We start from the raw sequence: 26,764 nt of genomic DNA, 5'->3' as shown, positions 1-26,764 counted from the left end.
CCATGCGCAAACGACAACCCAAAGCGTGATGATGATCATCGCGCTTCAGGGGGACGCCAACGGGCCCCGCTGTTCGGGACCGATGACGAGACGATCGCGACGTCCTGGCCTCCAGCCCCGCCGGATGCCGTCGCATCACGAGCTCGTTATCGGGCGCGCGCCTTTCGCGCGGCCCGTTGGTTCGCGTCTTCCCGCGAACCGCCACAATTCCGCAACGATAAATCGGCACGTTCAACGCCGGAATGGCGCATGGTCGTTGCGGCCGCTATATGTTGGCGGACAGCATGCGCCGGGGTTCGTGGGCAGGACGATGGAATTCTCGACAGGGTTTGGCTGGACCAGACTGCCATTGCTGGCGGCCGCATTCATCCTGGGCTCGGCGCTGACGTTACAGGCGCAGATCATTCCGCCCTTCTCCCCTCCTGCGGCCGCAGTGCCCGACGACGAAGAGGCCGAGACGGCGGAGGCCCCCAGCGTCAACGATCCCGACATCATGAAGGGCATCGACGTCGACAAGCTCGATTGGAGCCAGCTTGCGGTCGATGCGGGGACCGGCATCGATCCGATGGCCGCCAAGCAGCGCGCCCAGGCCGCCGCCAGGGAAGGCCTCGACTGGTCGTCGAACCCCAATGCCAACGGCTCCTCGGCCGTGACCGTGAAGCAATCCGTGTCCTCGTTTTGGGATACGCGGATCGGCGCCGACATGACGCTGGCCAGCGAGCCCAGGACGATGTCCGAGCTGCTGGCGCAGAAGGCCACCAACGGCGGCAACCTGCCGCAATCCTCGGGCAGCGCCTGGGCGACGGCAACCGCGCCGGGCGCGGGCGCGATCTGGGACAAGACCGCGGTCGAAGCCAGGGTCGATCCCGGCGCCGAGCACAGCAAGATCGGGGCGTCGCTGACCAAATCGGTGCCGCTGTCGGGCGACACCTCGCTGACGCTGCAGAACGGCTACAATGTCAACCAGCAGGGCACCACAGCCGTCCCCGGCCTCGGCGGCTACGTCACGCGCAATTACGAGACCGACCAGAGCGCCAAGGTCACGGTGACCGACACCGGCACCAGCATCGTTGCCGGCCAGACGCTGTCGACCAATGACGACAAATGGCTGCGCAAGGTCGGGGCGGAGCAGAAGCTGTTCGACAACGTCACCGTTTCGGGCTCGGTCGGCGAGACCTCGCAAGGCACGCTGAACAAGAGCGTGACGGCGGGCTTCAAGAAGAGCTGGTGAACCCCTTGCCTCTCCCCGCCTGTGGGGAGAGGCCATCACCGCCGCTGCCGCCTTCGCACTTCCCTAACCATACGCCACGGCAAAACCCCCGAATGGTCCGGCCTTGCCGCATCTCGGCCCATTTGCGGTCAAAATCGGACGCCCTGATGCGGCCCTGCCTCACAGACGTCGTCGTGCGGGGGACACTCGCGCTGCGCCCAACGCGAACAGGGGAACAACGATGAACGCCATGCGTCCTGAAAAGGTCGAAGCCACCGAGACCGAGACGGTCGAACCCAACCTCGCCGCCGTGACCGAGGTCGAGGCCGGCATCCGCGATTTCGTCCGCAACGACATCGCCTATCTGCGCCGTCCGGCGTCCGGCACCGCCGACGCGCCGCCGCTCGACCCGAGCGCGGAAGCCACCGTCAACAACGTCAACTCGCTGATCCAGCGCGTCGCCGGCACCTCGCTCGCCGAGATCGAGAATTTGATCTCCGAGCTCGAGAGCCTGCGCGACCTGCTCCACGCCGAAGGCCAGCGCGTCCAGCGCGAGATCTCCGGCTACGCCCAGCTCAGCCAGGCCGCGATGAAGTCGACCCGCATGATCGCCGACAACGTCGCGCAGTGGAAACGCGCCGCCGACGGCCTGCGCAACAGCTGATCGGTCAGCACCGCATCATTGGCCGCCGCGTTCCCGGAAAGGGAGCGCGGCGGTTTTGCTTTGTGGAGGGGCCGCAGCCGTTTCTCGGACACAACAGGTGTCATCACCCGCGAAGGCGGGCATGACAGCGGAGAATGTGGCGCGGCCAACGCCCACCATTGAACCCCCAGCCCCTTTTCGGCGACAAACGCCAAGCGCCCGTGCCATCGCGGCCGGGCTCGGGGGACATTTCAGATGGAAAGCATTCGGCCCGACACCACGGACCCGATCCCGTTGCGGCCCGCGCCGAATCAATTCGGCACGATCATTCTGCGCTTTGTCGGGCTGCTGGCGGTTGCGATCGCCGTCCTGGCGTTCGTCTATAGCCGCTGAGCTGCGGCCGGATGCCGGCCGCGAATCGTGAACGAATTCTTAACGGGCCGCTTCCACGGTCGAGGCTTCCAGCGTGTAGGCGCCATCGGCATAGCCCTTCACCACCATGCCGGCGACCAGCATCACGGCCAGCGTCGCGGTCGCGAAGATGAATCCAACAATTTTGAGTGCGCCGCGATCTGCCATGGTCCTCGTCCCCTGTCTCTGCCCCATTCGTTTCAAATAGACAGCGACAGGTTCATAATTAGTTAGCAACTGACTGGTTCCGCGAAACTGCCTGGCGGTAACCGTGTTGCGCAGGCTTATGGCAGCCACCCGGAACAGCGTCCATAGCGCGCGGGCAACACTCGCGCACTCATTTGCCCGTTCATCTTGGAACGGATCTAACCGCCCTTGCGCAGCGGCACGAAGGCGGACGCGGTGATGGAATAGACCTCCTCGCCGCGCTGATTGGTGCCGGTGGTGCGGGCCGTCAAAATGCCCCAGCCGGGACGGGAGGCGGAGGTGCGCTTGTCGACGACTTCATTGACGTAGGAGACGATGTCGCCGGCGAGCACCGGCCTGATCCAGCGCAGGTCGCGAAATCCCGGCGACGGGCCCCATATCGCGACCTCTTCGCCGCGCGAGATGGCCTCGCGCGCCAGACGCTGGCCGTCGGCGACAAGCAGGCTCATGCAGGCCGAGCCGACATGCCAGCCCGAAGCAGCCAATCCGCCGAACAGGGAGTTCTTGCCCTCCTCCTCGTCGAGGTGAAAGCGTTGCGGATCGAACTTGGCCGCGAATGTCTTGATGGCCTCCGCCGTGAACGTATAGGCGCCGATCTCCCGGCGCTGTCCGATCGCGATGTCTTCGAAGAACCGCATCAGGCCGCCCCCTCGCGCCGCTTGATCAGGATCGGCGAGGTCATCTCGGCGAGCGCCTGCCCCGCCGCATTGCGCGCGGTGCATTTGAACTTGACGATGCCGAGTTCGGGACGGCTTTTCGAGGCCCGCGCCTCCAGCACATCGACGTCGAGCGTGAGATCATCGCCGGGCCGCAGCGGCGACAGCCAGCGCACCTCGTCGACGCCGGGAGATCCCAGCGACGCGGCGCGCGTGATGAAGCCGTCGGCCATCATCCGCATCATCAGCGAGCACAGGTGCCAACCCGAACCGGACAGGCCGCGCAGCATGCTCGCAGCCGCTGCCGCCTCGTCGAGGTGCATCGGCTGCGGATCGAACTCGGCGGCAAAGGCCAGGATCTCGTCGCGGGTGACATGGCGCGGGCCGAACGTTCCGAACCGGCCGGGCGGAAAATCTTCGAAGGTCAGGGTCATCTCGGGAAAGCTTTGCGGGAATGACAGATTGTGGCCGCACTTTGCGGCAATCTCAACCCGCCGGCTCGCATGGCTCGTGCTACATACGTGGGATCGGCGTTGATTTGAGTCGGATCGATCGACGGCCGAAGCCCGATTTGAAGTCCCGATTCGCCTTGGGATTGCCTTGGGATTTGACTTGGGGAGAGCAATGTTTTCATTCAGCGACCTGTTCCAATGGGACCGCTTCATCACGCCGACGATCATCAAGACCTTCTACTGGCTGGTGATCGCGCTGATCTGCCTGTTCGGCCTCTCCGGCATCTTCTCAGGGCTCGCCGCGATGGCGATCAGCCCGTTCGGCGGTTTCCTGGTGCTGCTGTCCTCGATCGCCAGCGTCGTGGTCGGCATCGTGTTCTCGCGCATCGTCGCGGAGCTGATCCTGATCGTGTTCCGCATCAACGAGCATCTCGGCGCGATCCGGGACCAGGGCGGCGGGATGCGATGAGGCACGCACAGGTGCGGTAGGGTGGGCAAAGGCGCACAGCGCCGTGCCCACGATCATTCCGCAATATGAGGGAGGTGGTGGGCACGCTTCGCTTTGCCCACCCTACGGCACCGATGTTGGTCGCTGCGCTGCGTCCGGGGCACGAGATCCAGCCTACGTATTGAACCTGAAATGCATCACGTCGCCGTCGGCGACGACGTAGTCCTTGCCTTCGAGGCGGAGCTTGCCGGCATCGCGGGCGCCGGCTTCGCCGCCGAGGGCGACGTAATCGTCGTAAGCGATGGTCTCGGCGCGGATGAAACCCTTCTCGAAATCGGTGTGGATCACGCCGGCCGCCGCCGGCGCCTTGGTGCCGCGATGGATGGTCCAGGCGCGCGCTTCCTTCGGGCCCACGGTGAAGTAGGTGATGAGGTCGAGCAGGCCGTAGCCGGCGCGGATCAGGCGATCGAGGCCGGCTTCTTCGAGGCCCAAGGTCTCCAGGAAGTCCGCGCGCTCGTCACGCGAGATGGTCGCGATCTCGGATTCGATCTTGGCGGAGATGACGACGGCGACCGCGCCTTCCTTGGCGGCCTGCTCCTCGACCGCCTTGGAGAAGGCGTTGCCGGTGGCCGCAGATCCCTCTTCGACGTTGCAGACGTAAAGCACGGGCTTTGACGACAGCAGGCCAAGCATCGCGAACGCCCGCTCCTCCTCGGCCTTGCGCTCGACGAGGCGCGCGGGCTTGCCGTCGCGCAGCAGTACCAGCGTGCGGTTCACGAGGTCGAGCTGCTCCTTGGCATCCTTGTCGTTGCCCTTGGCCTTCTTGGTGAGGTTGTCGACGCGCTTCTCGAGGCTGTCGAGGTCGGCGAGCATCAGCTCGGTCTCGATGGTCTCGATGTCGGCCAGCGGGGCGATCTTGCCTTCGACATGGGTAATGTCGGAATCCTCAAAGCAGCGCACCACATGCGCGATGGCGTCGACCTCGCGGATGTTGGCCAGGAACTGGTTGCCGAGGCCCTCGCCCTTGGAGGCGCCGCGCACCAGGCCGGCGATGTCGACGAAGGTCAGCCGGGTCGGGATGATCTGACCCGACTTGGCGATCGCCGCGAGCTTGTCGAGCCTGGGATCGGGCACGGCGACCTCGCCGACATTCGGCTCGATGGTGCAGAACGGATAGTTCGCAGCCTGCGCCGCGGCCGTCTCGGTCAGCGCATTGAACAAGGTCGACTTGCCGACATTGGGCAATCCGACGATCCCGCATTTGAATCCCATGGTGGTCCTGGCCTCCGCGCTCCGCGCGTCAATGTCTTCCGAACTCGTCATGCGCGGGCTTGACCCGCGCATCCATCATCTTCGAAGGATGGATCGCCGGATCAAGTCCGGCGATGACAGGTGTTATTCCTTGCCGTTCTCGTCCTTGGTCAAAAATCCCTTCGCCTGCATGGCCAGATGCACCCTGTTGGCGAAGGTCGCGTCCGTGCCCTTGGCGATCAGTGCGGCATGCTCGGCGACCGCCTCGCACAGCGTCGCCACCCATTCGTTGTCGGCCTTGGCGAAGTCCGACAGCACGTGGCCGTGCACCAGCTCCTTGACGCCGGGATGCCCAATGCCGAGGCGCACGCGGCGATAATCGTTGCCGATATGCGCCGAGATCGAGCGCAGGCCGTTATGGCCGGCGATACCGCCGCCGATCTTCACCCGCACCTTGCCCGGCGGCAGTTCGAGCTCGTCATGAAACACCGTGGTGTCGCCCGGCGCGATCTTGAAGAAGCTCGCCGCTTCCTGAACGCTGCGGCCGGACTCGTTCATGTAGGTCGTGGGCTTGAGCAGGATCACGCGCTCCGTGCCGAGCGCGCCTTCCGAGGTCTCGCCCTGAAAGCGGCGGCGCCACGGCGAAAAGCCATGACGCCGCGCGATCTCGTCGACGGCCATGAAGCCGATATTGTGCCGGTTACGTGCGTATTTCGCGCCGGGATTGCCGAGCCCAACAAAGAGTCGCATGACGCGGCGCGCCCCTCAGCTAGCGCGCGATCAGGGACCACGCGCCAGCTCTTTCGAGAGATTACTTCTTCTTGTCGCCGCCGGCGGGAGCCTTGGCAGCAGCGGCAGGAGCAGCAGCGGCCGGAGCCGCAGCGCCAGCGGCCGGAGCAGCCGCAGCGCCCGGCGCCGCACCAGCAGCGGCAGCAGCCGCGGCCTTCTGCTCTTCGGCGTAACCGGACGGCGGCACGATGGTGACGAGGGTCGCGTCCTCGCGGGTCAGCGCCTTGACGCCGGCCGGCAGCTTGACGTCGGCCAGATGCAGGGAGTGACCGATCTCGAGCGAGCCGACATCAGCCTCGATGTATTGCGGGATGCTCTCGACGCCGCATTCGAGCTCGATCGCGTGGGCGACGATGTTGACGGTGCCGCCGCGCTTCACGCCCGGGGAGGTTTCCGCCTTCACCACGTGCAGGGGAACGCTGATGCGGATGGTGGCGCCTTCGCCCAGCCGCATGAAGTCGACATGGATCGGGAAGTCCTTGACCGGATCGAGGTGGTAGTCGCGCGGAATGACGCGGTGCTTCTTGCCCTCGAGGTCGATGTCGACCAGCGTGGTCAGGAACCGGCCGGCGAGGATGCGCTGGCGCAGTTCACGATCTTCGATCGAGATCGTCAGCGGGGGCTGGTTGTTGCCGTAGATCACTCCGGGCACTCGCCCGGCGCGACGCTCAGCCCGGGCGGCCCCCTTGCCGCTCTTCGGACGTGCGGTCGCCTTCAATTCCTTGACGGTCGTCGCCATGTCGTTAAGTCCTTGTTTTTGCAAAAGTTAATGGGCCGCAAGGCGGCCCATGGCATGGTCCGCAGCAAGCCTCCAGGGGTGCGGGGGCCGCGGACGTGGCGGGCTTTTACCCGGAAGCTGCGGAAATGACAAGGAGAATGGGCTGGCACCCTCCCCTGGAGGGGGAGGGTCAGAGAGACAGCGCTCTACGACGTCGGGGTGCCCCCCCCGAGCCTCGCCTCCAGCGCTGCGATCCGCGCTTTCAGCGCTTCGTTCTCCTCGCGCGCCAGGCGCGCCATGTCCTTGACCGCCTCGAACTCCTCGCGCTTGACGAGGTCCATGTCGCGCAGGAATTTTTCGGCCTGGTTGCGCATCACGGAATCGAACTCGCGCTTGACGCCCTGGGCAGCACCGGCGGCGTCGTTCATCAGGCGGCCGATCTCGTCGAAAAACCGGTTGTTGGTCTGGGTCATTGTGGGCCTTTCGATAAACTTTGCGCGAACTCAACGGAGACAATGGCAATCTGAGGGGGCTGGTTCAAGGGCGAAGCGGCGGTATCCTTGTCATGCGCCGGTTTCCTTGCAATCGTATTCAACGTCCCTGCATAAGAGGTATCACGGGGCGTCGGCCGGCGCCCGCGATCCCGCTTGAACATAGAAGGCGCGATGCCGTTTCTGCTGATCGACTTCCCCGCCTTCAAGCCGACCGCGATCGAGATCGGCCCGTTCGCGATCCGCTGGTACGCGCTGGCCTATATCTGCGGCATCGTCTTCGGCTGGCTCTATGCGCGCTCGCTGCTGAAGAACGAACGCCTGTGGGGCGGTCCGGCGCCGATATCGCTGCTGCAGATCGACGACTTCATCCTGTGGGTCACGCTCGGCATCATCCTCGGCGGCCGCACGGGGTACGTGCTGTTCTACAACCTGCCCTTCTTCATCGATCATCCCGCCGCGATCTTCAAATTGTGGGAGGGCGGGATGTCGTTCCATGGCGGCTTCCTCGGCTGCGTCGTCGCGGTGATGTGGTTCGCCTGGCGCAACGGCATCTCGATCCTGTCGCTCGGCGACATCACCACCGCGGTCGCCCCGGTCGGGCTCCTGCTCGGACGCATCGCCAATTTCATCAACGGCGAATTGTGGGGCCGCGCCACCGACCCGAGCCTGCCCTGGGCGATGATCTTCCCCAACGATCCGACGCAGCTGCCGCGCCATCCGAGCCAGCTCTACCAGGCCGGCATGGAGGGCATCCTGCTGTTCACGGTGCTGGCGATCATGATCCGGTTCGGCGCCTTGAAGCGCCCCGGCATGATCCTCGGCGCCTTCATCCTGGTCTATGGCCTGGCCCGCATCGCCGGCGAGCATTTCCGCGAGCCGGACGCGCAGCTCGGTTTTCTCTGGGGTGGATTAACCATGGGCATGCTGCTGTCGATCCCGATGCTTATCGTAGGCCTCATACTTATTGTATGGGCTGTCAGGCGCGGTGCGCCGACGCCCGCCCCGGCCATTCGTTAATTCATTTCGAGAAGATCGCCGTGACCGACCAGCCGCTCCTCAACGAGATCAAGGCGCTGATCAAATCCTCCGGGCCGATGCCGGTCTGGCGGTACATGGAACTGTGCCTGATGCATCCGCGCTACGGCTATTACGTCTCGCGCGATCCGCTCGGACGCGAGGGCGACTTCACCACGGCGCCCGAAGTCAGCCAGATGTTCGGCGAACTATTAGGGTTGTGGACCGCCTCGGTGTGGAAGCAGATGGGCTCGCCGCAATTCCTGCGGCTGATCGAGCTCGGCCCCGGCCGCGGCACGATGATGGCGGATGCGCTGCGCGCGCTCCGCGTGCTGCCGCCGCTCTACCAGGCGCTCCACATCCACATGGTCGAGGTCAATCCCGTCTTGCGCGACCGGCAGAGCGCGGCGCTGGCGAACGTCCGCAACATCGCCTGGCACGACAGCATCGACGAGGTGCCGGAGGGCCCGAGCATCATCCTCGCCAACGAATATTTCGACGTGCTGCCCATTCACCAGATGGTCCGGCTCGAGAACGGCTGGCATGAGCGCGTGATCGAGATCGATCCCAACGGCAAGCTTCAGTTCGGCGCGGCGCCGGAGCCGACGCCGCGCTTCGACGTGCTGCTGCCGCCCTTGGTGCGCGCCGCCCCCATCGGCGCCGTGTTCGAGTGGCGCCCCGACGGCGAGATCATGAAGCTCGCCACGCGCGTGCGCGATCAGGACGGCGCGGCGCTGATCATCGATTACGGTCATCTTCGCAGCGACGCCGGCGATACCTTCCAGGCCATCGCGCGCCATACCTTCGCCGATCCCTTGAGGGCGCCGGGCCAGGCCGACGTCACCGCCCATGTCGATTTCCAGGCGCTGGCGCGCGCGGCCGAGGATGTCGGTGCGCGCGTGCACGGGCCGGTGACGCAAGGCGACTTCCTCAAGCGGATCGGCATCGACACCCGCGCCGCCGCCCTGATGCAGAAAGCTGCGCCCGAAATCGCCACCGACATTTCGGTGGCGCTCAAGCGCCTGACCGATACCGGACGTGGCGGCATGGGCTCGATGTTCAAGGTGCTCGGCATCTCCGAGCCGCGGCTGACGGGCCTTGCCGGTCTCAGCGATCTCGAGCAGGCGGGAGAGGCCTCATGACGATAGCTTCGTCGCTGCTGTCCGCCGTACCCGGCCTGCGCCATGCCTTCTTCACCCGCGAAGGCGGCGTCTCCGGCGGCATCTATTCCGCGCTGAACGGCGGGCTCGGCTCCAACGACGATCAGGCCCTGGTCGCCGAGAACCGGCGCCGCATGGCCGAGCATGTCGGCGTTGCGCCCGAGCACTTCCTCAGCCTGCACCAGATCCATTCGCCCGACGTGCTGGTTGCCGAGGCACCGTGGCCGAGCGGGCCGCGACCGAAGGGCGATGCGCTGGTGACGAAGACGCCCGGCATCGCGCTCGGCGTCTCCACCGCCGATTGCGGACCGGTGCTGTTCGTTGATCCGGAGGCGCGCGTCATCGGCGGCGCGCATGCGGGGTGGAAGGGCGCACTGACAGGCGTGCTGGAATCCACCATCGCGGCGATGGAGCAGCTCGGCGCCACCCGCGGCGGCATCATTGCCGCGATCGGCCCCTTGATCCGCCAGGACAGCTACGAGGTCGGCAACGAGTTCGTCGCGCGCTTCATCGACCAGGATGCGGAGAACGCCGTGTTCTTCATCCCCTCGGTGCGCGAGGGCCACGCGATGTTCGACCTCGCCGGCTTCATCCGCAAGCGGCTGGAGGCCGCCGGCATCCTGATGATCGACGACCTCGCCCTCGACACCTATTCCGACGAGCGCTTCTTCAGCTATCGCCGCTCGGTGCATCGCAAGGAGCCGGACTACGGCCGCCACGTTCACGCGATCGCGCTGGAGGGGTGAGGGCTCGTGCCCCGGAATGACGGTGCGTTGTGTCGCGCCTGCCCTAGACCTTAATCGATTTTAACGATATCGCTGCCCTCCATAATGAGGGACGCGTCATTCATCTTCCGCCGCGCGGGTTCGCGCGTGCTGGCGGTCATGCTGCTGGCGGCGGCGGCCGCGCTTGGCGGCTGCGCCGGTGGCGGCGGCAGTGCCGCCAATTCCTATGCGATGGCGCCGAGCGCCGGCAGCTGGGCGACAATTGCCTTCGAATCGATCGACGGACCGCCGCCGCACGTGTTCGACCGCATGGTCGGCGTGCTCGACAGCGAATCCAAGCTGCGCAGCCTGTCCGTGGTCTCCCGCGAAGGCGCGGCTGCCTATCGCGTGCGCAGCTACCTCTCCGCCCAGGTGGTGCGCGGCAAGACCGTGATCGCCTGGGTCTGGGACGTCTACGACGCCAACCAGCAGCGGGCGCTACGCCTGTCCGGCGAGGAACCGACCTCGGCCAAGGGCGGCCGCGACGCGTGGTCGGCTGCCGACGACCTCGTGCTGCGGAAAATCGCCCAGGCCGGATTCAGCGGACTTTCCAACATGATCAACGGAACGCCGGATGCACCCGGTGCGGCTCCGGCGTTGCGGGGACCGGCGGTGGCAAGCGTCGTCAAGGACGCTCCCGCGCCTGATATGCCGGCCGCAGCGCTCGGCTATGCCGAGCAATAACCCCCGCTAAACCACGGGCTCAAGTTGCGGCCAAGCCGTTGGCCCGACTCGGGATTTTCGCAGGGAAAACGTAGCCTCCCGGGTTGCCATTGCAGCCTTCCGCCTGATATTTCCTCGCCCGTCGTAACCGTGCTGCCAGCGGGTATTTTCTCATGTTGAAGGTCGTATCCAGCAAAGCGCGGGAGGAAGCGTCCATGTCGGCCAAAAACGGCTCAATCAAGCTCGTCGCCGGCAACTCCAATCCGGCCCTCGCCCAGGCGATCGCGCAGGGTCTCGACCTGCCGCTGACCAAGGCGGTGGTGCGGCGCTTCGCCGACATGGAGATCTTCGTCGAGATCCAGGAGAACGTCCGCGGCTCGGATGCCTTCATCATCCAGTCGACCTCGTTCCCCGCCAACGACCATCTGATGGAATTGCTGATCATCACCGACGCGCTGCGCCGCTCCTCGGCGCGCCGCATCACCGCGGTGCTGCCCTATTTCGGCTACGCAAGGCAGGATCGCAAATCCGGCTCGCGCACGCCGATCTCGGCCAAGCTCGTCGCCAACCTGATCACGCAAGCCGGCGTCGACCGCGTCATGACGCTCGACCTGCATGCCGGCCAGATCCAGGGCTTCTTCGATATCCCGACCGACAATCTCTACGCCGCGCCGCTGATGGTGCGCGACATCAAGGACAAGTTCGACCTCTCCAAGGTCATGGTGATCTCTCCCGACGTCGGCGGCGTGGCCCGCGCGCGCGGCCTGGCCAAGCGCATCAACACCCCGCTCGCCATCGTCGACAAGCGCCGCGAGCGCCCGGGTGAATCCGAGGTCATGAACGTGATCGGCGACGTCGCCGGCTACACCTGCATCCTCGTCGACGACATCGTGGATTCCGGCGGCACGCTGGTGAATGCGGCCGATGCGCTGATCGCCAAGGGCGCCAAGGACGTCTACGCCTACATCACCCACGGCGTGCTCTCCGGCGGCGCCGCCGCGCGCATCTCCGGCTCCAAGCTGAAGGAGCTGGTGATCACCGACTCGATCCTGCCGACCGACGCGGTGACCAAGGCGCCGAACATCCGCACGCTGCCGATCGCCAGCCTGATCTCGGACGCGATCGCGCGCACGGCGGCGGAAGAATCGGTGTCGAGCCTGTTCGACTGACACCGTCATCAGTCTCGTAGGGTGGGCAAAGGCGCAAAGCGCCGAGCCCACCTTTTCTTTTGTAAGGAAGGTGATGGGCACGCTTGCGCTTTGCCCACCCTGCGGCAGTGAGCCTACCCCACGATCCCCGCCGCGACCTGGCCGCGCAGGCGCTCCAGGCCGTGCAACGTCTCCGCGCAGGCGGTCGCGACCTCGACGCCCTTGATCGCGAAGTGCCTGCGGAAGAAGTCGTAGTGCACCTCGGTCTCGTGGAATTGCTGCGGCGTCAGCACGGCCGAGAACACCGGCACCTCGGTGCGCAGCTGCACGTCCATCAGCGCCTTGATCACGGTGTCGGCGACGAATTCGTGGCGGTAGATGCCGCCGTCGACGACGAGGCCGGCCGCGACGATGGCGGTGTAGCGCCGCGTCTTGGCGAGGATCTGCGCGTGCAGCGGGATCTCGAACGAGCCCGGCACCTCGAACACGTCGACATGGGTGAGGTGGCGGGCTTCCGCCTCCGTCATGAAGGCGATGCGGGCTTCCGCGACCACGTCGCGGTGCCAGCAGGCCTGCACGAAGGCCACCCGCTGCGGCTTGGCGAAGCGCGGATGCGAAAGGGCCGGGTCCACGGGAACCGGCGGCGTTTGGGACATTTCGGTTTGGGGGTCTTGCAGCATCTGATTCATGGCTTTCCTCGGTTCAAGGACCAGAATCAGGGCACACGGAACGACAAACAGCCGCACCTTGCGATGCGTCTGCCACCGACCGTTCTCTTTCATCCGGACTTTAACCGTCGGCTTCGGAATTGCACCGAATCTGCTGACCCTTCCGTTCGGGACACCCTCGCGGAAGGCGCTCGCGGGCTATAAGCCTTTCGGCCCTTACCGCCGGTGGGGACTTTCACCCCGCCCTGAGAACATCGGCCGCCCGGAATGGACGGCCTTGTCGGAAATATGCCGCCGGGGGGCGGTCGCGGCAAGCGTGTTCCGCATGGGCAAGGCGCATGGTCCCATGCCCGCATGGCGGCCCGGCCCTCGCCCGGCGGAATTTGCGGACAGAGTTTTTGCCGAATCCGATTCCGGTTTGTTCTCGTTCGTTAAGAATTGTGGCGGAGATGAGCTGTGGACGAACGAGTCCTGGCTTGTGGACGGACTCGCGACCCCGTTGCGCAGATTCCGCAAATCACATCACTTGATCCGCGACAGGCCCGCGCTGATCCGAGGGGTCGCAACAGCGACTCCGAGGGGATTGCAAAGGCTGATCCGAGGGGACGCCGCAGCGACGTTTAGGGAGTGCGCGCCGGGCCCAACCGCGTGCGTATCAAAGACAACAAGAAGGCAAGAGGTCGAGACGGCATGTCCCTGCTCGAAGGCACTATCGATTCCAGAAACCATCCGCTCGCGGTGGTCGAGGACATCGCCGCCAGCAACAACTGGCCGTTCGAACGCTCCGGCGAGGACGAGCTCACGATTGTCTCCAAGGGACAATGGACCGACTACCAGCTCTCCTTCACCTGGATGGGCGAGATCGAGGCGCTGCATCTGGCCTGCGCCTTCGACATGAAGATTCCGCCCGCGCGCCGCGGCGAGGTGCAGCGGCTCGTCGCCGCCGTGAACGAGCAGCTGTGGGTCGGCCATTTCGACCTGTGGACCAACACCGGCATGGTGATGCACCGCCAGGCCCTGGTGCTGCCGGGCGGCCTCACCGCCTCGCCCGCGCAATGCGAGGTCATGCTCGCCGGCGCCATCCATGCGTGCGAGCGCTACTTCCCCGCGTTCCAGTTCGTGGTGTGGGCCGGCAAGAGCACCGCGGAGGCAATGGACGCGGCGATGTTCGACACGGTGGGCGAGGCGTAGGGCCGTAAGGGAGCCAACGCTCCCTGCCCACGTCATTCCGGACAAGCGCGCCCAAAGCGCGCGCCGATCCGGGATCCATACTGCGCGACTTCGCTTGCGGCACAACGCTTGTTGCTCTGCCCTCCGTCCATTAGAACGGCCTGTGGTTATGGGTCCCCGCCTTCGCGGGGACGACACCGAGTAATTGGCGACACCGATGGCGAACAACACCCTCCAAAACGTCACCGGCACCATCCTGCTCGCCGGCGCCGGCAAGATGGGCGGCGCGATGCTGACCGGATGGCTGGCAGGCGGGCTCGATCCGCGCCGCGTCGCGGTGATCGAGCCGCACATTGCGCCCGAGATCTCCGCGCTGGCCGCCAAGGGCGTCGCGCTCAATCCTGACGTGAACACCGCAGGCGTCGTCGAGACGCTGGTCGTGGCGGTGAAGCCGCAGATGTTCCGCGAGGCCGGCGCCAAGCTGAAGCCGTTCGTCTCGGACAAGACCTCGGTGGTCTCGATCATGGCGGGCACCACGATCGCCTCGCTCCAGGAAGTCTGCGGCGGCGCCGTGGTGCGCGCAATGCCGAATACGCCGGCCGCAATCGGCCGCGGCATCACCGTCGCTGTCGCAGCGAACGACGTCAGCGCCGCGCAGCGCGCGGTGGCCGACGCGCTGCTGCGCGCCACCGGCTCGGTCGAATGGGTCGAGGACGAAGCATTGATGGACGCGGTCACCGCGGTGTCCGGCTCAGGGCCAGCCTATGTGTTCCTGCTCGCGGAAGAGCTCGCGCGCGCCGGCATCGAAGCGGGATTGCCCGAATCGCTGGCGACCAGGCTCGCCCGCGAGACCGTCGCCGGCTCCGGCGAGCTGCTGCACCGGTCTGAGCTGCCATCGAACACCCTGCGCCAGAACGTCACCTCGCCCGGCGGCACCACGGCCGCAGCGCTCAGTGTGCTGATGGGCGAGCCGGGCCTGCGCGATCTCATGATCCGCGCCATCGCCGCGGCGACGCAGCGATCGAAGGAATTGGCGAAGTAAACCGGTGGCGCGCGCTACGCCCCGAGCCGCTTGTTGAACATCTCGACATTGACGAGCCCGCGGGCGTGGCGGCCCTCGCCAAGCTTGCGCGTGCCTTCGAACGCCTCGACCTCGAAGCGGATGACGCGGCGCTCGACGGCGACCACCTTTGCGGTGGTCCGCACCGTCGCGCCAACCAGCGCGGCGGCAAGATGGCGGATGTCGACCTCGGTACCGACAGTGACCCAGCCCGGCTGAAGCGCCGCGCGGATCGCATCGCCCGATGCCATCTCCATCTCCAGGATCATCATCGGCGTCGCGTAGACAAACGGCATGCCTGACACGAAATGGCCGACGGTGCGCTCCACCGGGACCACCAGCGTGCGCTCGGCACTCATGCCGATTGTGATGAAATCGCGTGCGTCCATGGACCCTCACACACGGTGTCGTCCCGGATCAGCGCTGACGTTTGTCCGGGACGACAGCGGAAAATGCCGCGCCGGCCGAAGCTACTTCTTCGCCGCCGCCGCGCGCTCCACGAAGGTCTTGCCGCCCTTCATCTTGTGGCGGAGCGGGGCTTCGTTGATCTGGATGACGACGGCATCGGCATCGACGCCGAGATTCTTCACCAGCGCCTGGGTGATGTCGCGCATCATGCCGGCCTTCTGCTCGTCGGTACGGCCTTCGGCCATGCTGATGGTGATCTCAGGCATTTTTCTCTCCCTGCTGGTCGTTCGTCGTTCACTCGTCATTGCCGGGCTTGACCCGGCAATCCATCATTTTGAAGATGGATGCGCGGGTCAAGCCCGCGCATGACGATCGAGGCGAATGGCTAGCCCCAGCTCACGTCATGGCGGGCCAGGACCTCGCGCACCCTGGCGACGAGTTCGGCTTCGCTGCACGAGAATTGCGCCGGCCGAGTTTCGCGCCATTCCTGGTTGGACGCGATCGCTGCGGCCGCCTTGGCGCCTTCGATCAGGTCCTTGACCTGCACCTCGCCGCGCGCCTTTTCATCCGAGCCCTGGATGATGACGCAAGGTGAGTTGCGGCGGTCGGCATATTTGAGCTGGTTGCCCATGTTCTTGGGATTGCCGAGATAAAGCTCGGCGCGGATGCCGGCGCTGCGCAAGCTCGAGACCATCTTCTGGTAGTCGGCGACGCGGTCGCGGTCGAACACGGTGACGACCACGGGTCCGAATTCGGGCCGCGTGTCGAGCTTGCCGAGCAGCGTCAGCGCCGCCTGCAGCCGCGACACGCCGATCGAGAAACCGGTTGCCGGCACCGGCTCGCCGCGGAAGCGCGAGACGAGGCCGTCATAACGCCCGCCGCCGCCGACCGAGCCGAAGCGTACCGGGCGGCCCTTCTCGTCCTTGGTGTCGAGGAGGAGTTCAACTTCGAAGACAGGGCCAGTGTAGTATTCCAACCCCCGCACCACCGAAGGATCGATGCGAATACGCCCGTCATCGTAACCCGCAGCGGCTACTAGGGGAGCAAACACCTCGAGCATCTCATTCAAGGCATCTTCATACGGTAGATGGCCCGGCCCGCCATGGGGGTCGGGCACTCCCTTCGTGTCCATCGTTATTTGATCAAGCGCTTGCTTGAGACTGTTGAGATCTTTGGCCACGACCACAGACAACACAGACGCAATCTGCTTGTCGTTCAGCCCGGCTCCTTTTGTAAAGTCGCCGCTTTCGTCTTTGCGTCCCTCACCAAGCAGCTTCTTTACTTCGTCGACCGGAAACTTGTCGGCCTTATCGATCGCTCGTAGCACCGTAAGCCGTCGACCGGCATCGCTATCGCCGTGGAGCCCGATCGCCTCCATCACTCCGTCGAGAATCTTGCGGTTGTTCACCTTCACGACATAGGAGCCCCGCGCGATCCCGAGCGCCTCCATCGTGTCCGCCGCCATCATGCAGATCTCGGCGTCCGCCGCCGGCGTCGCCGAGCCGACCGTGTCGGCATCGAACTGCATGAACTGGCGAAAGCGGCCGGGGCCGGGCTTCTCGTTGCGGAAGACATAGCCGACGCGGTAGCTGCGATAGGGCAGCACCAGACCGTCGGTGCCGTAGCGCTCGCCGACATAGCGCGCCAGCGGCGCGGTCAGGTCGTAGCGCAGGCTGATCCATTGCTCGTCGTCGTCCTGGAACGAGAACACGCCCTCGTTGGGGCGGTCCTGGTCAGGCAGGAATTTGCCGAGCGCGTCGGTATATTCCATCGCCGGCGTCTCCACCGGCTCGAAACCGTAGAGCTCGTAGACGGCGCGGATCTTCTCGACCATCTCGCGCGTCGCCCGGATCGCGGCAGGGTCGCGATCCTCGAGCCCGCGCGGCAGGCGCGCCTTCAGTTTCTGGGGTTTTTTGGGTTTCTCGGCCATGCGCGCGTTTACCAGCCGGCGCGGGAGGCGGCAACTGCCCTACGGCTGCTCCATCCGCGCCCGGAGCGCGTCCGCGTCGGCCTTGGGCAGCGACTTCAGGGTCGGCTTGATAGTTTCGCCGCCGACGATCTTGCCGTTGCGCATGAACATCCAGTCCGAGATGTCGGCCTCCGCGAACTTGACCTTATCGCCGGCCCGCTTGCCCGGCAGATCGCGCGGCTCGTTGGCGAACAGGCCCGAATATGTCCCGCCGGGCTGCTTCTTCAGCTCGCCGATCCAGACGTGCTCGCCGCCCCGGCGGGTCGTGAAGTGCACCTTCAAAGCGTGTCCGGTCTCGGACGGCTTTGGCGATTCATAGGAGGCCCAGAAGGTGGAGAGGGAGCCACGGGCGCGCGCGATCGCCGCATTCATCTCGGGATCGCCGGTGCGCACGTCGACGATCGGCGAGCGGTCCTGCGCGACGACCTCGTGCGTCGGGCCGATGGTCAGGATGCCGAAAACCGAGATGCCGGTAATGGCGGCGAGAACGACCCATTTCATGGGTTGGGAGAGTTTGGGCGCCATGATCGCGATGTCCAGGATGCTTGTTGTGTCCTGGCTTTGTCGCGGGATCGCGGCGGGGCGTTCATGCTGCTCTTACCCTCCCCTGGGGGGGAGGGTCGCTACGCATGCAGCGAAGCGAAATGCGTAGCGGGGTGGGGTGAAGATCTCTCCACATCGAACACTGCCCGAGTGGAGAGATCATCCCACCCCGCTCGCGCTACGCGCGATCGACCACGGGCGAGCTACGCTCGTCCCGGACCCCTCCAGGGGAGGGTAAGCGCATCAAAACACCTTGCGGATCCAGTTGTGCGGATCGTTGGTGCGGCCGTACTGGATGTCGACGAGCTGCTTGCGCAGGCCCATGGCGACGGGGCCGGCGGCGCCGCCGGAGATCTCGAAGTCGCCGCTGACCGAACGCACCTTGCCGATCGGCGAGATCACGGCGGCGGTGCCGCAGGCGAAGGCTTCCTTGAGCCTGCCCGAGGCCGCATCCTTGCGCCATTGCTCGAGCGAATAGGGTTCTTCGCGCACGGTCTTGCCGGCGTCCCGTGCCAGCGTGATGATGGAGTCGCGGGTGATGCCGGGCAGGATCGTGCCGAGCGGCGGCGTCGTCAGCGAACCGTCGTCGAACACGAAGAACACGTTCATGCCACCGAGCTCCTCGACGTAGCGGCGCTCGATCGCATCGAGGAAGACGACCTGGTCGCAGCCGTGCTGCATCGCCTCGGCCTGCGCACGCAGGCTGGCGGCGTAATTGCCGCCGCACTTGACGGCGCCGGTGCCGCCGACCGCGGCCCGCGTATAGTTCTCCGACACCCAGATCGAGACCGGCGCGGGCCCGCCCTTGAAGTAGGAGCCGACAGGCGAGGCGATCACCGAAAAGATGTATTCGGACGACGGCTTGACGCCGAGGAAGGTCTCGCTCGCGATCATGAACGGGCGCAAATAGAGGCTGCCCTCGCCGCCCGGCATCCAGGCCCGGTCGATGCGCACGACCTGCTCGACCGCCTCGATGAAGACGTCTTCGGGCAGCTGCGCCATCGCCATGCGCTCGGCGGAGTCCTTGAAGCGGCGCGCATTGGCGTCCGGACGGAACAGGTTCACCCCGCCGTCGTCGCGCTTGTAGGCCTTCAGGCCTTCGAAGATCTCCTGGGCGTAGTGCAGAACCGCGCCTGCGGGATCGAGCTGGAAGTTGGCCCGCGCCTCGATCTTCGCCTCGTACCAGCCGCCCTTGGCCTGGTTGTAGCGAACGATCGCCATGTGGTCGGTGAAGACCCGCCCGAAGCCGGGATCCACCAGCTTGGCGACGCGATCCTTCTCGGACGTCGGATTGGATGCGGGCTGGATGTCGAATGTCATGCTCATGTCCTTGCCTCCCCTGCCGGTGGCGGCGCTGTTTCTCGCGCCCGCCTGCCCGTTCGGGCCCGGTTGGCTTGATTGGGTTTCTGGCCGGACAACCACCAGCCATGTTACGGCCGGTTTCCGCGGCCAGCATGTCCCCGAGGACATGCTTTTGCGGAAGGCGGAAGTCCAGTATGTTTTGCCGAAATGCCGCTCGACAATCGCACGGTAGATCTGCTTCGGCCGTCGCCGCCTGTCCGGCTCTCTCCGGCCGTCCTGCTCCGATGCCACCCGCGCGAAACGATCTAAAATTTCGTCCGGGTCGATCGTTTTGTAACATTGAACCCAAGATACGTCAATATGCCTGACATAAATTTCGCGACTCCTTCTCAAGACGCTGCCGCGCCTCGGCCGGCCGCAGGCGATGGAGGCAATTTGCGCTGGGATATCATCGAGCTGCTGTTCTTCGCCTATCGCGATTTCGTCGGCGATCCCGATCAGGAGCTGGAGGCGTTCGGCTTCGGCCGCGCCCATCACCGGGTCATGCACTTCGTCTACCGCTATCCCGGGCTGAAGGTCGCCGACCTGCTCGACGTCCTGCGCATTACAAAGCAGTCGCTCGGCCGGGTGCTGAAGCAGCTCCTGGACGAGGGCTATATCGTGCAGAAGACCGGCGACAATGACCGTCGCCAGCGCCTGCTCTACGCCACGCCGAAGGGCGAGGCGCTGGTGCAGAAGCTCGCCGGGCTGCAGACCACGCGGATCACCAGGGCGCTCGCCGAGATGGGTTCGCAGGACGCCGAGACGGTCAAGCGCTTCCTGCGCGCGATGATCGACCGCGACGATCCAGACAAGGTGCTCGAGACGATCTTCGCTTCCGTCAACCAAGACGCCAAGGAGTGACCGTGCCGCTCGCTGCCACGCTCGCCCGCCCGCCGGTGCAACCGGCCGACGATGCTCCGCATCTCCTGCTGGTCGATGACGACCGCCGCATCCGCGACCTGCTCTCGCGCTTTCTTGCGAGTGAAGGCTACCGCGTCACCACCGCGGCGAGCGCCGGCGATGCGCGCTCGAAGCTGATGGGCCTGCATTTCGATCTCCTGATCCTCGACGTCATGATGCCCGGCGAGACCGGCTTCGACCTCGCCCGCTTCATCCGCACCTCGTCGTCGGTGCCGATCGTGATGCTGACCGCGCGCCACGAGGCGGAAGCCCGCATCGAGGGCTTGCAGATCGGCGCCGACGATTACGTCGCAAAACCGTTCGAGCCGCGCGAGCTGGCGCTGCGCATCAACAACATCCTCAAGCGCGCAGCGCCGCCGCCGCAGGCCACGGCCGTCGAGAAGATCGCGTTCGGCCCCTATGTCTACCATCTCGAACGCGGCGAATTGCGCCAGGGCGAGGAGGTCATCCACCTCACCGACCGCGAGCGCGAGATGCTGCGGATTCTCGCGGAGACGCCGGGCGAGACCGTGCCGCGCAGCGCTCTGACCGGCAATGGCAGCGTCAACGAGCGCGCCGTCGACGTGCAGATCAACCGCCTCCGGCGCAAGATCGAGACCGATCCTGCCAATCCGCTGTTCCTGCAGGCGGTGCGCGGCATCGGCTACCGCCTGGTGGCCTCGCCATAACCAGTGAAGCGCGCGAGATGAGCACGATCGATACCGGCCTGACGCTTCTGAAGAGCGCCGCCGGCCGCGTCTCCGCCGCCAATGGCTGGATGGGCAACGCGTTCAAGGGCTGGATGCCGACCGGCCTCTACGCCCGCGCGCTCCTCATCATGATCGTGCCGATGGTGATCCTGCAATCGGTCGTCGCCTTCGTGTTCATGGAGCGGCACTGGAATACGGTGACGCGCCGCCTGTCGGCAGCCGTGGTGCAGGACATCGCCGCACTCATCGACGTCTACAAGGGCTATCCGCAGGACAAGGACCGCAACGAGATCCGCCGCATCGCCCAGCAGCGGCTCGGCCTCGTCGTGGACTTCCTGCCCGCCGGCGACATGCCGCCGCCGGGACCAAAACCGTTCTTCTCGTTGCTTGACCAGACGCTGTCGGTGCAGCTCGGCCGCCAGATCGGCCGCTCGTTCTGGATCGATACGGTCGGCCGCTCCAATTTGGTCGAGATCCGCATCCAGCTCGACGATGCCGTGATGCGCGTGTTTGCGCAGCGCAGCGCCGCCTATGCCTCGAACTCGGAGATCTTCCTGTTCTGGATGGTCGGCACGTCCTCGATCCTGTTGATCGTCGCGGTGCTGTTCCTGCGCAACCAAATCAAGCCGATCCTGCGCCTTGCCGATGCCGCCGAGAGCTTCGGCAAGGGCCGCGAAGCGCCGAATTTCCGCCCCAGAGGCGCGCGCGAGGTGCGGCGCGCGGCGGTCGCCTTCCTGGAGATGAAGTCGCGCATCGAGCGCACGATGGAGCAGCGCACCGCGATGCTCGCCGGCGTCAGCCACGATCTGCGCACCATCCTGACCCGCTTCAAGCTCGAGCTGGCGCTGATCGGCGACAGCCCGGAGCTCGAGGGCATGCGCAAGGACGTCGACGAGATGTCGATGATGCTGGAGGATTATCTCGCGTTTGCCCGCGGCGATTCCGGCGAGCAGTCGCAGCCGACCGACATGGCGCAGGCGCTCGAGGAGCTGCGCAGCGATGCCGAACGCCACGGCCATACCGCGACCGTCGCGTTCAACGGCCTGCCCGTGGTGACGGTGAAGCCGGCCTCGTTCAAGCGCTGCCTCGCCAACCTCGTCACCAACGCGGCGCGCTACGGCAAGAACATCGCCATCACCGGTCAGCGCGATCACCGTTATTTGACCGTCACCGTCGATGACGACGGCCCGGGCATTCCCGCGCATTTGCGCGAAGAGGTGTTCAAGCCGTTCCTGCGGCTGGACAACGCCCGCAACCAGGACGAAGGCGGCACCGGCCTCGGGCTCGCGATCGCCCGCGACATCGCCCGCTCGCATGGCGGCGACATCACGCTGGGTGACAGCCCGATGGGGGGATTGAGGGCGAGCGTGCGGATTCCGGTGTAGCCGACCGCACTCTACTTCGGCAGCAGCGCCTTCAGCTTGTCCATGTCGCGCGTGTTCATCTTGAAGCCGCCGGGCATGACGATGTCGCCGGGCTTCTGATCCGGCTTGCAGGCCCCGAGCCACTTGGCTTGCAAGGTCGTGGTGCTGTCGCGCCCGGCCGCACCGGCGACGCCGCCTTTTGCGTGTGAAGTCGTCTTCACAGTGTAGGCCGAGTTGAAGTCGCCAGTGATCTCGGCATGCGAGGTCGTGCTGACGCCGGCGACGCTGCACTCGGAATCGCTGACATAGCCGGTCGCGGTCTTCTTGATCTCCTGCTTGGCGCAGATCTGCTTGGCCATCGGGGAGACGTTGTTGCTCATCTCCTTGTCGACGGTCTCATCGGTGCAGTGCTGCATGGTCATCTCGGGCACCGGCGAGCCTGATGTGACCAGCTTCATCTCCCAAAGACCGGGTTTGCGCACCGGCAGGTCGTCGGCGCCGGCGCTGCCTGCGGACAACGCAAGGCAAAGCGTCGAGCCGAGCAAAGCGAGTTTGCGCGTCATGTCGAAGGCTCCCGGTTGAGAGACGTGCGGCGCGACGACAGCGCCTCAGTAGAGCGTGCGGATCGGCCGATCGGCGGCGCCATAGGGCACCCAGCGGCAGGCGAACGAGACGTAGCCGCCCTCATAGGCCTGCACACCCAGGAATTTCGCGACCTTGCCGTAGCGGGCGCAATGATCGACCGCGACCTGACGCGCATCGACCTGGGTCGCCAACGAATAGGCGATGATGCCGCCGGTGTCGTTGCCCTTGAACGGCGGCACGTAATCGGCGTGCGCCGACTGGCTCGCCATCAGACCCGAGACAACCAGGCTGGCGAGAAGACCCGCGGCCGCAATGATTCGCATTACCGTCACTCCAATTGGCTGGCGGCAGTTTACGGTGCCGGGACCGGCGTGAAAAGAACTGAAGCCCTGCTGGCGGCAGCGTTGCAGTCAACTCCTGGCGAAGTGTTGCCGCGCTGCACTTGACCTCCCCCGGCCTTCGCGGCACCGTCCGGCCTTCGCAAGACTTGGATGTCCGGATTGACCATGCGCGCCCCCTCCCTGAAATCGCTCCGCTTTGCCGCCGTGCTCGGCCTCATGTTCGGAGCGCTGTCGCTCGGCGAGGCCAGGGCCGCCAATCCGCTGGAGCTGAACTTCTGGCTGAGCGGGCCGCGCTATGACGGTGCCGTGGCCGATTGCGACAGGGCGCTGCCGACGATCGCGACTCAGTTCTGGGAAAAAGAAAGCACGTTCTGGAATTCCTCGTTGAAGATCACCGGTTTTTCCGCCGTTCGCGAGGTCGCTTTCCGTCCCTGGCAGTCCGACAACATCCCTCGCCGCTACTGCACCGCTGACGCCATGCTTACCGACGGCAAGGTGCGCAAGGTGCATTTCTCGCTCATTGAGGATGGCGGCTTCGCCGGCTATGGCAACGGCGTCGAGTGGTGCGTGGTCGGCGTCGACCGCAACTGGGCCTACAATCCGGCCTGCCGCGCCGCCAAGCCCTGACCTGAAGCCGCTGATTCGGGCTGATCAGCCGCTGCCGACCGCTGCCCCAAATTTTGTTCTTGAAATGTTCCCATCGCCTGCTAGGCTGTGCGCACAGTCTAGTTGAGGGGCATCGCCATGTTTCACTCCAGATTGCGTTCGTTGTCCCGCCTGATGATCTCGCTGATCCTCGCTGCGGGGTTGGCCGGCCTCGCCGGCGCTGCGAAGGCGCAGGACAAGCGGCAGAACGCACCCGGCGAGTTCGATTTCTATGTGCTGTCGCTGTCGTGGTCGCCCTCGTTCTGCGAGGAAGCCGCCGAACGCGGCGGCCGCTCCCAGATGCAATGCGGCGGACGGCCCTACGCCTTCGTGGTGCATGGGCTGTGGCCGCAATATGAAAACGGCTTTCCGGAATATTGCCAGCGGCCGGCGCCGCGGCTGAACCGCAACATCGTCTCCTCGATGCTCGATTTGATGCCGGCGCCGGGCCTGATCTTCAACGAGTGGGACAAGCACGGCACCTGTTCCGGCCTCGAGGGCCGCGGCTATTTCGAGACGATCCGCAAGGCGCGCGCCGCGATCAAGATCCCGGCCGAATATCTCGATCTGTCGCAGGCCAAGACCGTCGCGCCGGCGGAGGTCGAGGAGGCCTTCATCAAGGCCAATCCGGGTCTCAACAATGCCGCCGTCTCGGTCACCTGCAACCGGACACGGCTGTCCGAGGTCCGCATCTGCCTCAGCAAGGACCTGCAATTCCGCGCCTGCGACGAGATCGAGCGCCGCGCCTGCCGCCGCGACCAGGTGACGATGCCGCCGATCAGGGGCGGGTAGGCTCCGTCATTGCGAGGCGCGCGAACTATGATACACAATTGCGCATCCGAGAATCCATCTCGCCACAGACACTGCTGACAGATGGATTCCGGGTTCGGTGCTGACGAACCGCCCCGGAATGACGGGAGTTGCTTTCATCGCGCGATGTCGTAACTCTCCGCCATGAACTACCGTCACGCCTTCCACGCCGGCAGCTTCACCGATGTCATCAAGCACATCGTGCTGGCGCGCATCCTCACCTATCTGCAGGACAAGCCGGCCGCGTTCCGCGTCATCGACACCCATGCCGGTGCGGGGCTCTACGATCTCGACAGCGACGAGGCGCGCCGCGGCGGCGAATGGCTGACCGGCATTGCGCGGCTGCTGCAGGCGCGCCTGTCGAACGAGAGCGCGGCGCTGACGAAGCCCTATCTCGACATCGTCCGCGCCTTCAATCCGAAGGGCGAGCTGAAGGCCTATCCAGGCTCGCCGTTGATCGCGCGCGGCCTGCTCAGGCCGCAGGACCGGCTCGTCGCCTGCGAGCTCGAGCCGAAGGCACGGAAAGCGCTGATCGACGCGCTGCGTCGCGACGAGCAGGCCCGGGTGGTCGATCTCGATGGCTGGGTGGCGCTGCCGGCCTTCGTGCCGCCGAAGGAGCGGCGCGGCCTCGTGCTGATCGATCCGCCCTTCGAGGCCAAGGACGAGTTCGAGCGGCTCGGCGAAGCCTTCTCGGCGGCCTTCACGAAATGGCCGACCGGTATCTACGTAATCTGGTATCCCGCCAAGAACCGGCGGGCCACCGACACACTGGCGCAAGCCGTGGCGCGGCTCGCAGCTGCAGCAAAGCCGCCCGGAAAATGCCTGCGCCTCGAATTCAGCGTCGCGCCGCAAGCCGACAGCGCCGCCCTCACTTCCACCGGGCTCCTGATCGTCAATCCGCCCTACACGCTGCACGGCGAGCTCAAGACCATTCTGCCGGAGCTGGAAATACCACTCGGCCAGGGCGGGGCTGCCAGATTCCGACTGGAGGTGCCCAAGCCTTAAGGCCAAGCCTTGAAGCCAAGCCGTAACACTCCGGCATTCTTGGGAAAAATATGCAGGACCGGTAGTCAATCTGCAGAGAACCGTATTATGCTATTTCTGTGACTGGCTTTGCGTTCCGCTTCCGCGAATGGTTGCGGCGGAGTGAAGGCCCTAAGAAAGATCCCGCCGGACCGATCAGGTCCGTCCAAGGATGGCCAGCTCCCGGGCTCCGTAAGGCCCGGTCATGTCGCGACGTGAGTCTGCGTCGCGACGGAGGAGCAATGAGGGGGAGTTTCCCGATGGCCATGACGGGAACGGTCAAGTTCTTCAACGGCGAGCGCGGCTACGGTTTCATCAAGCCTGACGACGGCGGTCGCGATGTCTTCGTTCACATCACCGCCGTGGAGCGGGCGGGACTGAAGGACCTTGCCGAAGGACAGCGTATTACTTTCGAAGTCGAACCGGACAAGAAGGGGAAGGGACCGAAGGCGGTCAATCTGGTGATCCTCTCCTAGCGAGCCTGGCGCAAAAAAATTCCCGGCCGCGAGCGGCCGGGAGGCTGGTCCGGTATTTTCTTCTTTGGATCTCAGAAGCGATAGTTCACGCCTGCGCGGACAACGCTGGCGCTATAGCCGTTTGACACGCCCGTAATTGCGAACTGGCTGGTCGACAGATCGATGTAGAGATATTCGAGCTTGGCGCTCCAGTTCGGCGCGAGGCCGACTTCCGCGCCGGCACCGATGGTCCAGCCCGCAGTGGTGTGCGACTCCGACCAGCCGAAAGTCTGCGCCCGCAGCTCGCCGAAGGCGAGACCGGCGGTGCCGTAGAACAGCACGTTGCTGAACGAATAGCCGGCGCGGCCGCGCAGGGTGCCGAACCATGGATTGGAGAATTTCCACGGCGCAAAGGTATCGTCGGCGCCGGCGGCCTGGATGTCGCCCTCGACGCCGAACACCCACGGACCGTTCTGGAAATTGTAGCCGGCCTGCACACCGCCGACGAAGCCGGACGGCTTGGTGGGATTGTTGTCGACCGAGCCCCATTCATAGCCGATGTTGCCGCCGAGATAGGGACCTGCCCAGCTATAGGCGTTGAGCGGCTGATTGACGGTATAGGGCGCGCGCTGCCCGTAATTGAGATCGGCGGCCTGTGCCGAAGCTGTCCAGCCGGCTGCAACCAACGCGGCTGCGCCCACAACGAGCCTCTTCATCACTCACTCCAACGCAACTGTCGCA

34 protein-coding genes and 1 riboswitch are annotated in these 26,764 nt (G+C 65.4%); of the genes, 18 read left to right on the top strand and 16 right to left on the bottom strand.

The genetic code is table 11. From position 1 onward, the window contains the following. Positions 1 to 310 precede the first annotated feature (310 nt). The 3 genes from BDOA9_RS10340 (at position 311) to BDOA9_RS38775 (ending at position 2,246) form a co-directional block, all read left to right on the top strand. Positions 311 to 1,231, top strand: coding sequence for a hypothetical protein (locus tag BDOA9_RS10340; protein WP_025033865.1), 921 nt, complete (start codon positions 311 to 313; stop codon positions 1,229 to 1,231). A gap of 220 nt (positions 1,232 to 1,451) precedes the next feature. Next, entirely contained in the window at positions 1,452 to 1,874 is a 423-nt protein-coding gene (locus tag BDOA9_RS10335; protein WP_025033864.1) for a hypothetical protein, read from the top strand. 234 nt (positions 1,875 to 2,108) lie between these two features. Next, positions 2,109 to 2,246, top strand: coding sequence for a hypothetical protein (locus tag BDOA9_RS38775; protein WP_192859552.1), 138 nt, complete (start codon positions 2,109 to 2,111; stop codon positions 2,244 to 2,246). A 39-nt stretch (positions 2,247 to 2,285) separates the two neighbouring features. On the opposite strand, the gene BDOA9_RS38770 is transcribed toward BDOA9_RS38775, so the two are convergent. From BDOA9_RS38770 to BDOA9_RS10325, 3 genes are all read right to left on the bottom strand, one after another. Next, on the bottom strand, positions 2,286 to 2,432 hold the full coding sequence (locus BDOA9_RS38770) for a hypothetical protein (RefSeq protein WP_025033863.1): 147 nt from the start codon (positions 2,430 to 2,432) through the stop codon (positions 2,286 to 2,288). Between the two features lie 197 nt (positions 2,433 to 2,629). Then, positions 2,630 to 3,109, bottom strand: coding sequence for a MaoC family dehydratase (locus BDOA9_RS10330; RefSeq protein WP_025033862.1), 480 nt, complete (start codon positions 3,107 to 3,109; stop codon positions 2,630 to 2,632). Beyond that, complete coding sequence (locus BDOA9_RS10325; protein WP_025033861.1) at positions 3,109 to 3,561, bottom strand: MaoC family dehydratase; 453 nt, start codon at positions 3,559 to 3,561, stop codon at positions 3,109 to 3,111. Before BDOA9_RS10325 ends, BDOA9_RS10330 begins: the two co-directional genes overlap by 1 nt. A 190-nt stretch (positions 3,562 to 3,751) precedes the next feature. On the opposite strand from BDOA9_RS10325, the gene BDOA9_RS10320 reads away from it, so the two are divergent. After that, a complete protein-coding gene (locus tag BDOA9_RS10320; RefSeq protein ID WP_018648333.1) occupies positions 3,752 to 4,048 on the top strand; it encodes a DUF4282 domain-containing protein in 297 nt (98 codons plus the stop codon). A 153-nt stretch (positions 4,049 to 4,201) separates the two neighbouring features. Here BDOA9_RS10320 and ychF read toward each other — a convergent pair whose 3' ends face one another. The 4 genes from ychF to BDOA9_RS10300 all read right to left on the bottom strand — a co-directional run bounded on the left by ychF (position 4,202) and on the right by BDOA9_RS10300 (position 7,258). Continuing rightward, entirely contained in the window at positions 4,202 to 5,299 is a 1,098-nt protein-coding gene (ychF, locus tag BDOA9_RS10315) for a redox-regulated ATPase YchF (protein ID WP_025033860.1), read from the bottom strand. A gap of 123 nt (positions 5,300 to 5,422) precedes the next feature. Next, complete coding sequence (pth, locus tag BDOA9_RS10310) at positions 5,423 to 6,028, bottom strand: aminoacyl-tRNA hydrolase (protein ID WP_025033859.1); 606 nt, start codon at positions 6,026 to 6,028, stop codon at positions 5,423 to 5,425. 61 nt (positions 6,029 to 6,089) lie between these two features. Further along, entirely contained in the window at positions 6,090 to 6,806 is a 717-nt protein-coding gene (locus BDOA9_RS10305) for a 50S ribosomal protein L25/general stress protein Ctc (RefSeq protein WP_025033858.1), read from the bottom strand. A gap of 185 nt (positions 6,807 to 6,991) precedes the next feature. Then, a complete protein-coding gene (locus BDOA9_RS10300) occupies positions 6,992 to 7,258 on the bottom strand; it encodes an accessory factor UbiK family protein (protein WP_025033857.1) in 267 nt (88 codons plus the stop codon). Between the two features lie 192 nt (positions 7,259 to 7,450). Between BDOA9_RS10300 and lgt the strand changes: the two genes are divergently transcribed. The 5 genes from lgt (at position 7,451) to BDOA9_RS10275 (ending at position 12,049) form a co-directional block, all read left to right on the top strand. Then, positions 7,451 to 8,296, top strand: coding sequence for a prolipoprotein diacylglyceryl transferase (lgt, locus tag BDOA9_RS10295; protein ID WP_025033856.1), 846 nt, complete (start codon positions 7,451 to 7,453; stop codon positions 8,294 to 8,296). Between the two features lie 20 nt (positions 8,297 to 8,316). Then, positions 8,317 to 9,435 (top strand): class I SAM-dependent methyltransferase, encoded by a 1,119-nt coding sequence (locus tag BDOA9_RS10290; protein WP_025033855.1) that lies wholly within the window; start codon positions 8,317 to 8,319, stop codon positions 9,433 to 9,435. Beyond that, entirely contained in the window at positions 9,432 to 10,199 is a 768-nt protein-coding gene (gene pgeF, locus BDOA9_RS10285; RefSeq protein ID WP_025033854.1) for a peptidoglycan editing factor PgeF, read from the top strand. The genes BDOA9_RS10290 and pgeF overlap by 4 nt, the downstream gene beginning before the upstream one ends. A gap of 84 nt (positions 10,200 to 10,283) precedes the next feature. Next, a complete protein-coding gene (locus BDOA9_RS10280; RefSeq protein ID WP_025033853.1) occupies positions 10,284 to 10,901 on the top strand; it encodes a hypothetical protein in 618 nt (205 codons plus the stop codon). A 194-nt stretch (positions 10,902 to 11,095) separates the two neighbouring features. Next, positions 11,096 to 12,049, top strand: coding sequence for a ribose-phosphate pyrophosphokinase (locus BDOA9_RS10275; protein ID WP_025033852.1), 954 nt, complete (start codon positions 11,096 to 11,098; stop codon positions 12,047 to 12,049). A 113-nt stretch (positions 12,050 to 12,162) separates the two neighbouring features. On the opposite strand, the gene BDOA9_RS10270 is transcribed toward BDOA9_RS10275, so the two are convergent. Continuing rightward, the gene (locus BDOA9_RS10270) at positions 12,163 to 12,717 is read right to left on the bottom strand and encodes a 6,7-dimethyl-8-ribityllumazine synthase (protein WP_025033851.1); all 555 of its coding nucleotides are present in this window, start codon (positions 12,715 to 12,717) and stop codon (positions 12,163 to 12,165) included. 77 nt (positions 12,718 to 12,794) lie between these two features. Further along, a riboswitch (FMN riboswitch) is annotated at positions 12,795 to 12,953 on the bottom strand. A 433-nt stretch (positions 12,954 to 13,386) separates the two neighbouring features. Between BDOA9_RS10270 and BDOA9_RS10265 the strand changes: the two genes are divergently transcribed. Both BDOA9_RS10265 and proC read left to right on the top strand, forming a co-directional pair. After that, complete coding sequence (locus BDOA9_RS10265; RefSeq protein WP_025033850.1) at positions 13,387 to 13,887, top strand: YbjN domain-containing protein; 501 nt, start codon at positions 13,387 to 13,389, stop codon at positions 13,885 to 13,887. Positions 13,888 to 14,083: 196 nt separating this feature from the next. After that, the gene (gene proC, locus BDOA9_RS10260; RefSeq protein ID WP_025033849.1) at positions 14,084 to 14,908 is read left to right on the top strand and encodes a pyrroline-5-carboxylate reductase; all 825 of its coding nucleotides are present in this window, start codon (positions 14,084 to 14,086) and stop codon (positions 14,906 to 14,908) included. A gap of 14 nt (positions 14,909 to 14,922) precedes the next feature. On the opposite strand, the gene BDOA9_RS10255 is transcribed toward proC, so the two are convergent. From BDOA9_RS10255 to BDOA9_RS10235, 5 genes are all read right to left on the bottom strand, one after another. Next, complete coding sequence (locus BDOA9_RS10255; RefSeq protein WP_025033848.1) at positions 14,923 to 15,315, bottom strand: thioesterase family protein; 393 nt, start codon at positions 15,313 to 15,315, stop codon at positions 14,923 to 14,925. A gap of 81 nt (positions 15,316 to 15,396) precedes the next feature. Next, complete coding sequence (locus tag BDOA9_RS10250; RefSeq protein WP_082847808.1) at positions 15,397 to 15,639, bottom strand: tautomerase family protein; 243 nt, start codon at positions 15,637 to 15,639, stop codon at positions 15,397 to 15,399. An 80-nt stretch (positions 15,640 to 15,719) separates the two neighbouring features. After that, a complete protein-coding gene (hisS, locus tag BDOA9_RS10245) occupies positions 15,720 to 17,168 on the bottom strand; it encodes a histidine--tRNA ligase (RefSeq protein ID WP_445291818.1) in 1,449 nt (482 codons plus the stop codon). A 135-nt stretch (positions 17,169 to 17,303) separates the two neighbouring features. Next, positions 17,304 to 17,828: a YegJ family protein gene (locus BDOA9_RS10240; RefSeq protein ID WP_025033845.1), complete on the bottom strand. Its 525-nt coding sequence runs from the start codon at positions 17,826 to 17,828 to the stop codon at positions 17,304 to 17,306. A 261-nt stretch (positions 17,829 to 18,089) separates the two neighbouring features. Beyond that, positions 18,090 to 19,172 carry a branched-chain amino acid aminotransferase gene (locus BDOA9_RS10235; protein WP_025033844.1) on the bottom strand — a complete coding sequence of 361 codons (1,083 nt, stop codon included), beginning with the start codon at positions 19,170 to 19,172 and terminating at the stop codon, positions 18,090 to 18,092. A 336-nt stretch (positions 19,173 to 19,508) separates the two neighbouring features. Between BDOA9_RS10235 and BDOA9_RS10225 the strand changes: the two genes are divergently transcribed. Genes BDOA9_RS10225 through BDOA9_RS10215 form a run of 3 tightly spaced genes read left to right on the top strand, consistent with a single transcriptional unit; the run spans position 19,509 to position 22,185 of the window. Continuing rightward, positions 19,509 to 20,051 carry a MarR family winged helix-turn-helix transcriptional regulator gene (locus BDOA9_RS10225; RefSeq protein ID WP_025033842.1) on the top strand — a complete coding sequence of 181 codons (543 nt, stop codon included), beginning with the start codon at positions 19,509 to 19,511 and terminating at the stop codon, positions 20,049 to 20,051. Beyond that, positions 20,048 to 20,779, top strand: a complete 732-nt coding sequence (locus BDOA9_RS10220; protein WP_025033841.1) for a response regulator — start codon at positions 20,048 to 20,050, stop codon at positions 20,777 to 20,779. Before BDOA9_RS10225 ends, BDOA9_RS10220 begins: the two co-directional genes overlap by 4 nt. Positions 20,780 to 20,796: 17 nt before the next feature. Beyond that, on the top strand, positions 20,797 to 22,185 hold the full coding sequence (locus BDOA9_RS10215) for an ATP-binding protein (RefSeq protein ID WP_025033840.1): 1,389 nt from the start codon (positions 20,797 to 20,799) through the stop codon (positions 22,183 to 22,185). An 11-nt stretch (positions 22,186 to 22,196) separates the two neighbouring features. Here the strand turns inward: BDOA9_RS10215 and BDOA9_RS10210 are convergent, their stop codons facing one another. Continuing rightward, positions 22,197 to 22,727, bottom strand: coding sequence for a DUF3617 domain-containing protein (locus BDOA9_RS10210; RefSeq protein WP_025033839.1), 531 nt, complete (start codon positions 22,725 to 22,727; stop codon positions 22,197 to 22,199). 45 nt (positions 22,728 to 22,772) lie between these two features. Beyond that, positions 22,773 to 23,072 carry a hypothetical protein gene (locus BDOA9_RS10205; RefSeq protein ID WP_025033838.1) on the bottom strand — a complete coding sequence of 100 codons (300 nt, stop codon included), beginning with the start codon at positions 23,070 to 23,072 and terminating at the stop codon, positions 22,773 to 22,775. Positions 23,073 to 23,255: 183 nt separating this feature from the next. Here BDOA9_RS10205 and BDOA9_RS10200 point away from each other — a divergent pair, with 183 nt between their 5' ends. The 4 genes from BDOA9_RS10200 (at position 23,256) to BDOA9_RS10185 (ending at position 26,044) form a co-directional block, all read left to right on the top strand. After that, a complete protein-coding gene (locus BDOA9_RS10200; RefSeq protein ID WP_025033837.1) occupies positions 23,256 to 23,717 on the top strand; it encodes a hypothetical protein in 462 nt (153 codons plus the stop codon). Positions 23,718 to 23,834: 117 nt separating this feature from the next. After that, on the top strand, positions 23,835 to 24,527 hold the full coding sequence (locus BDOA9_RS10195) for a ribonuclease T2 family protein (RefSeq protein WP_025033836.1): 693 nt from the start codon (positions 23,835 to 23,837) through the stop codon (positions 24,525 to 24,527). Between the two features lie 162 nt (positions 24,528 to 24,689). Next, a complete protein-coding gene (locus BDOA9_RS10190; RefSeq protein ID WP_025033835.1) occupies positions 24,690 to 25,550 on the top strand; it encodes a 23S rRNA (adenine(2030)-N(6))-methyltransferase RlmJ in 861 nt (286 codons plus the stop codon). A 278-nt stretch (positions 25,551 to 25,828) separates the two neighbouring features. Continuing rightward, on the top strand, positions 25,829 to 26,044 hold the full coding sequence (locus tag BDOA9_RS10185) for a cold-shock protein (RefSeq protein WP_008544396.1): 216 nt from the start codon (positions 25,829 to 25,831) through the stop codon (positions 26,042 to 26,044). A 71-nt stretch (positions 26,045 to 26,115) separates the two neighbouring features. Here the strand turns inward: BDOA9_RS10185 and BDOA9_RS10180 are convergent, their stop codons facing one another. After that, entirely contained in the window at positions 26,116 to 26,739 is a 624-nt protein-coding gene (locus tag BDOA9_RS10180; protein WP_025033834.1) for an outer membrane protein, read from the bottom strand. Positions 26,740 to 26,764 lie beyond the last annotated feature (25 nt).

The organism is Bradyrhizobium sp. DOA9, from assembly GCF_000617845.2.
Taxonomy (GTDB): Bacteria; Pseudomonadota; Alphaproteobacteria; order Rhizobiales; family Xanthobacteraceae; genus Bradyrhizobium.
This window is presented reverse-complemented; position numbering and strand designations above follow the sequence as displayed.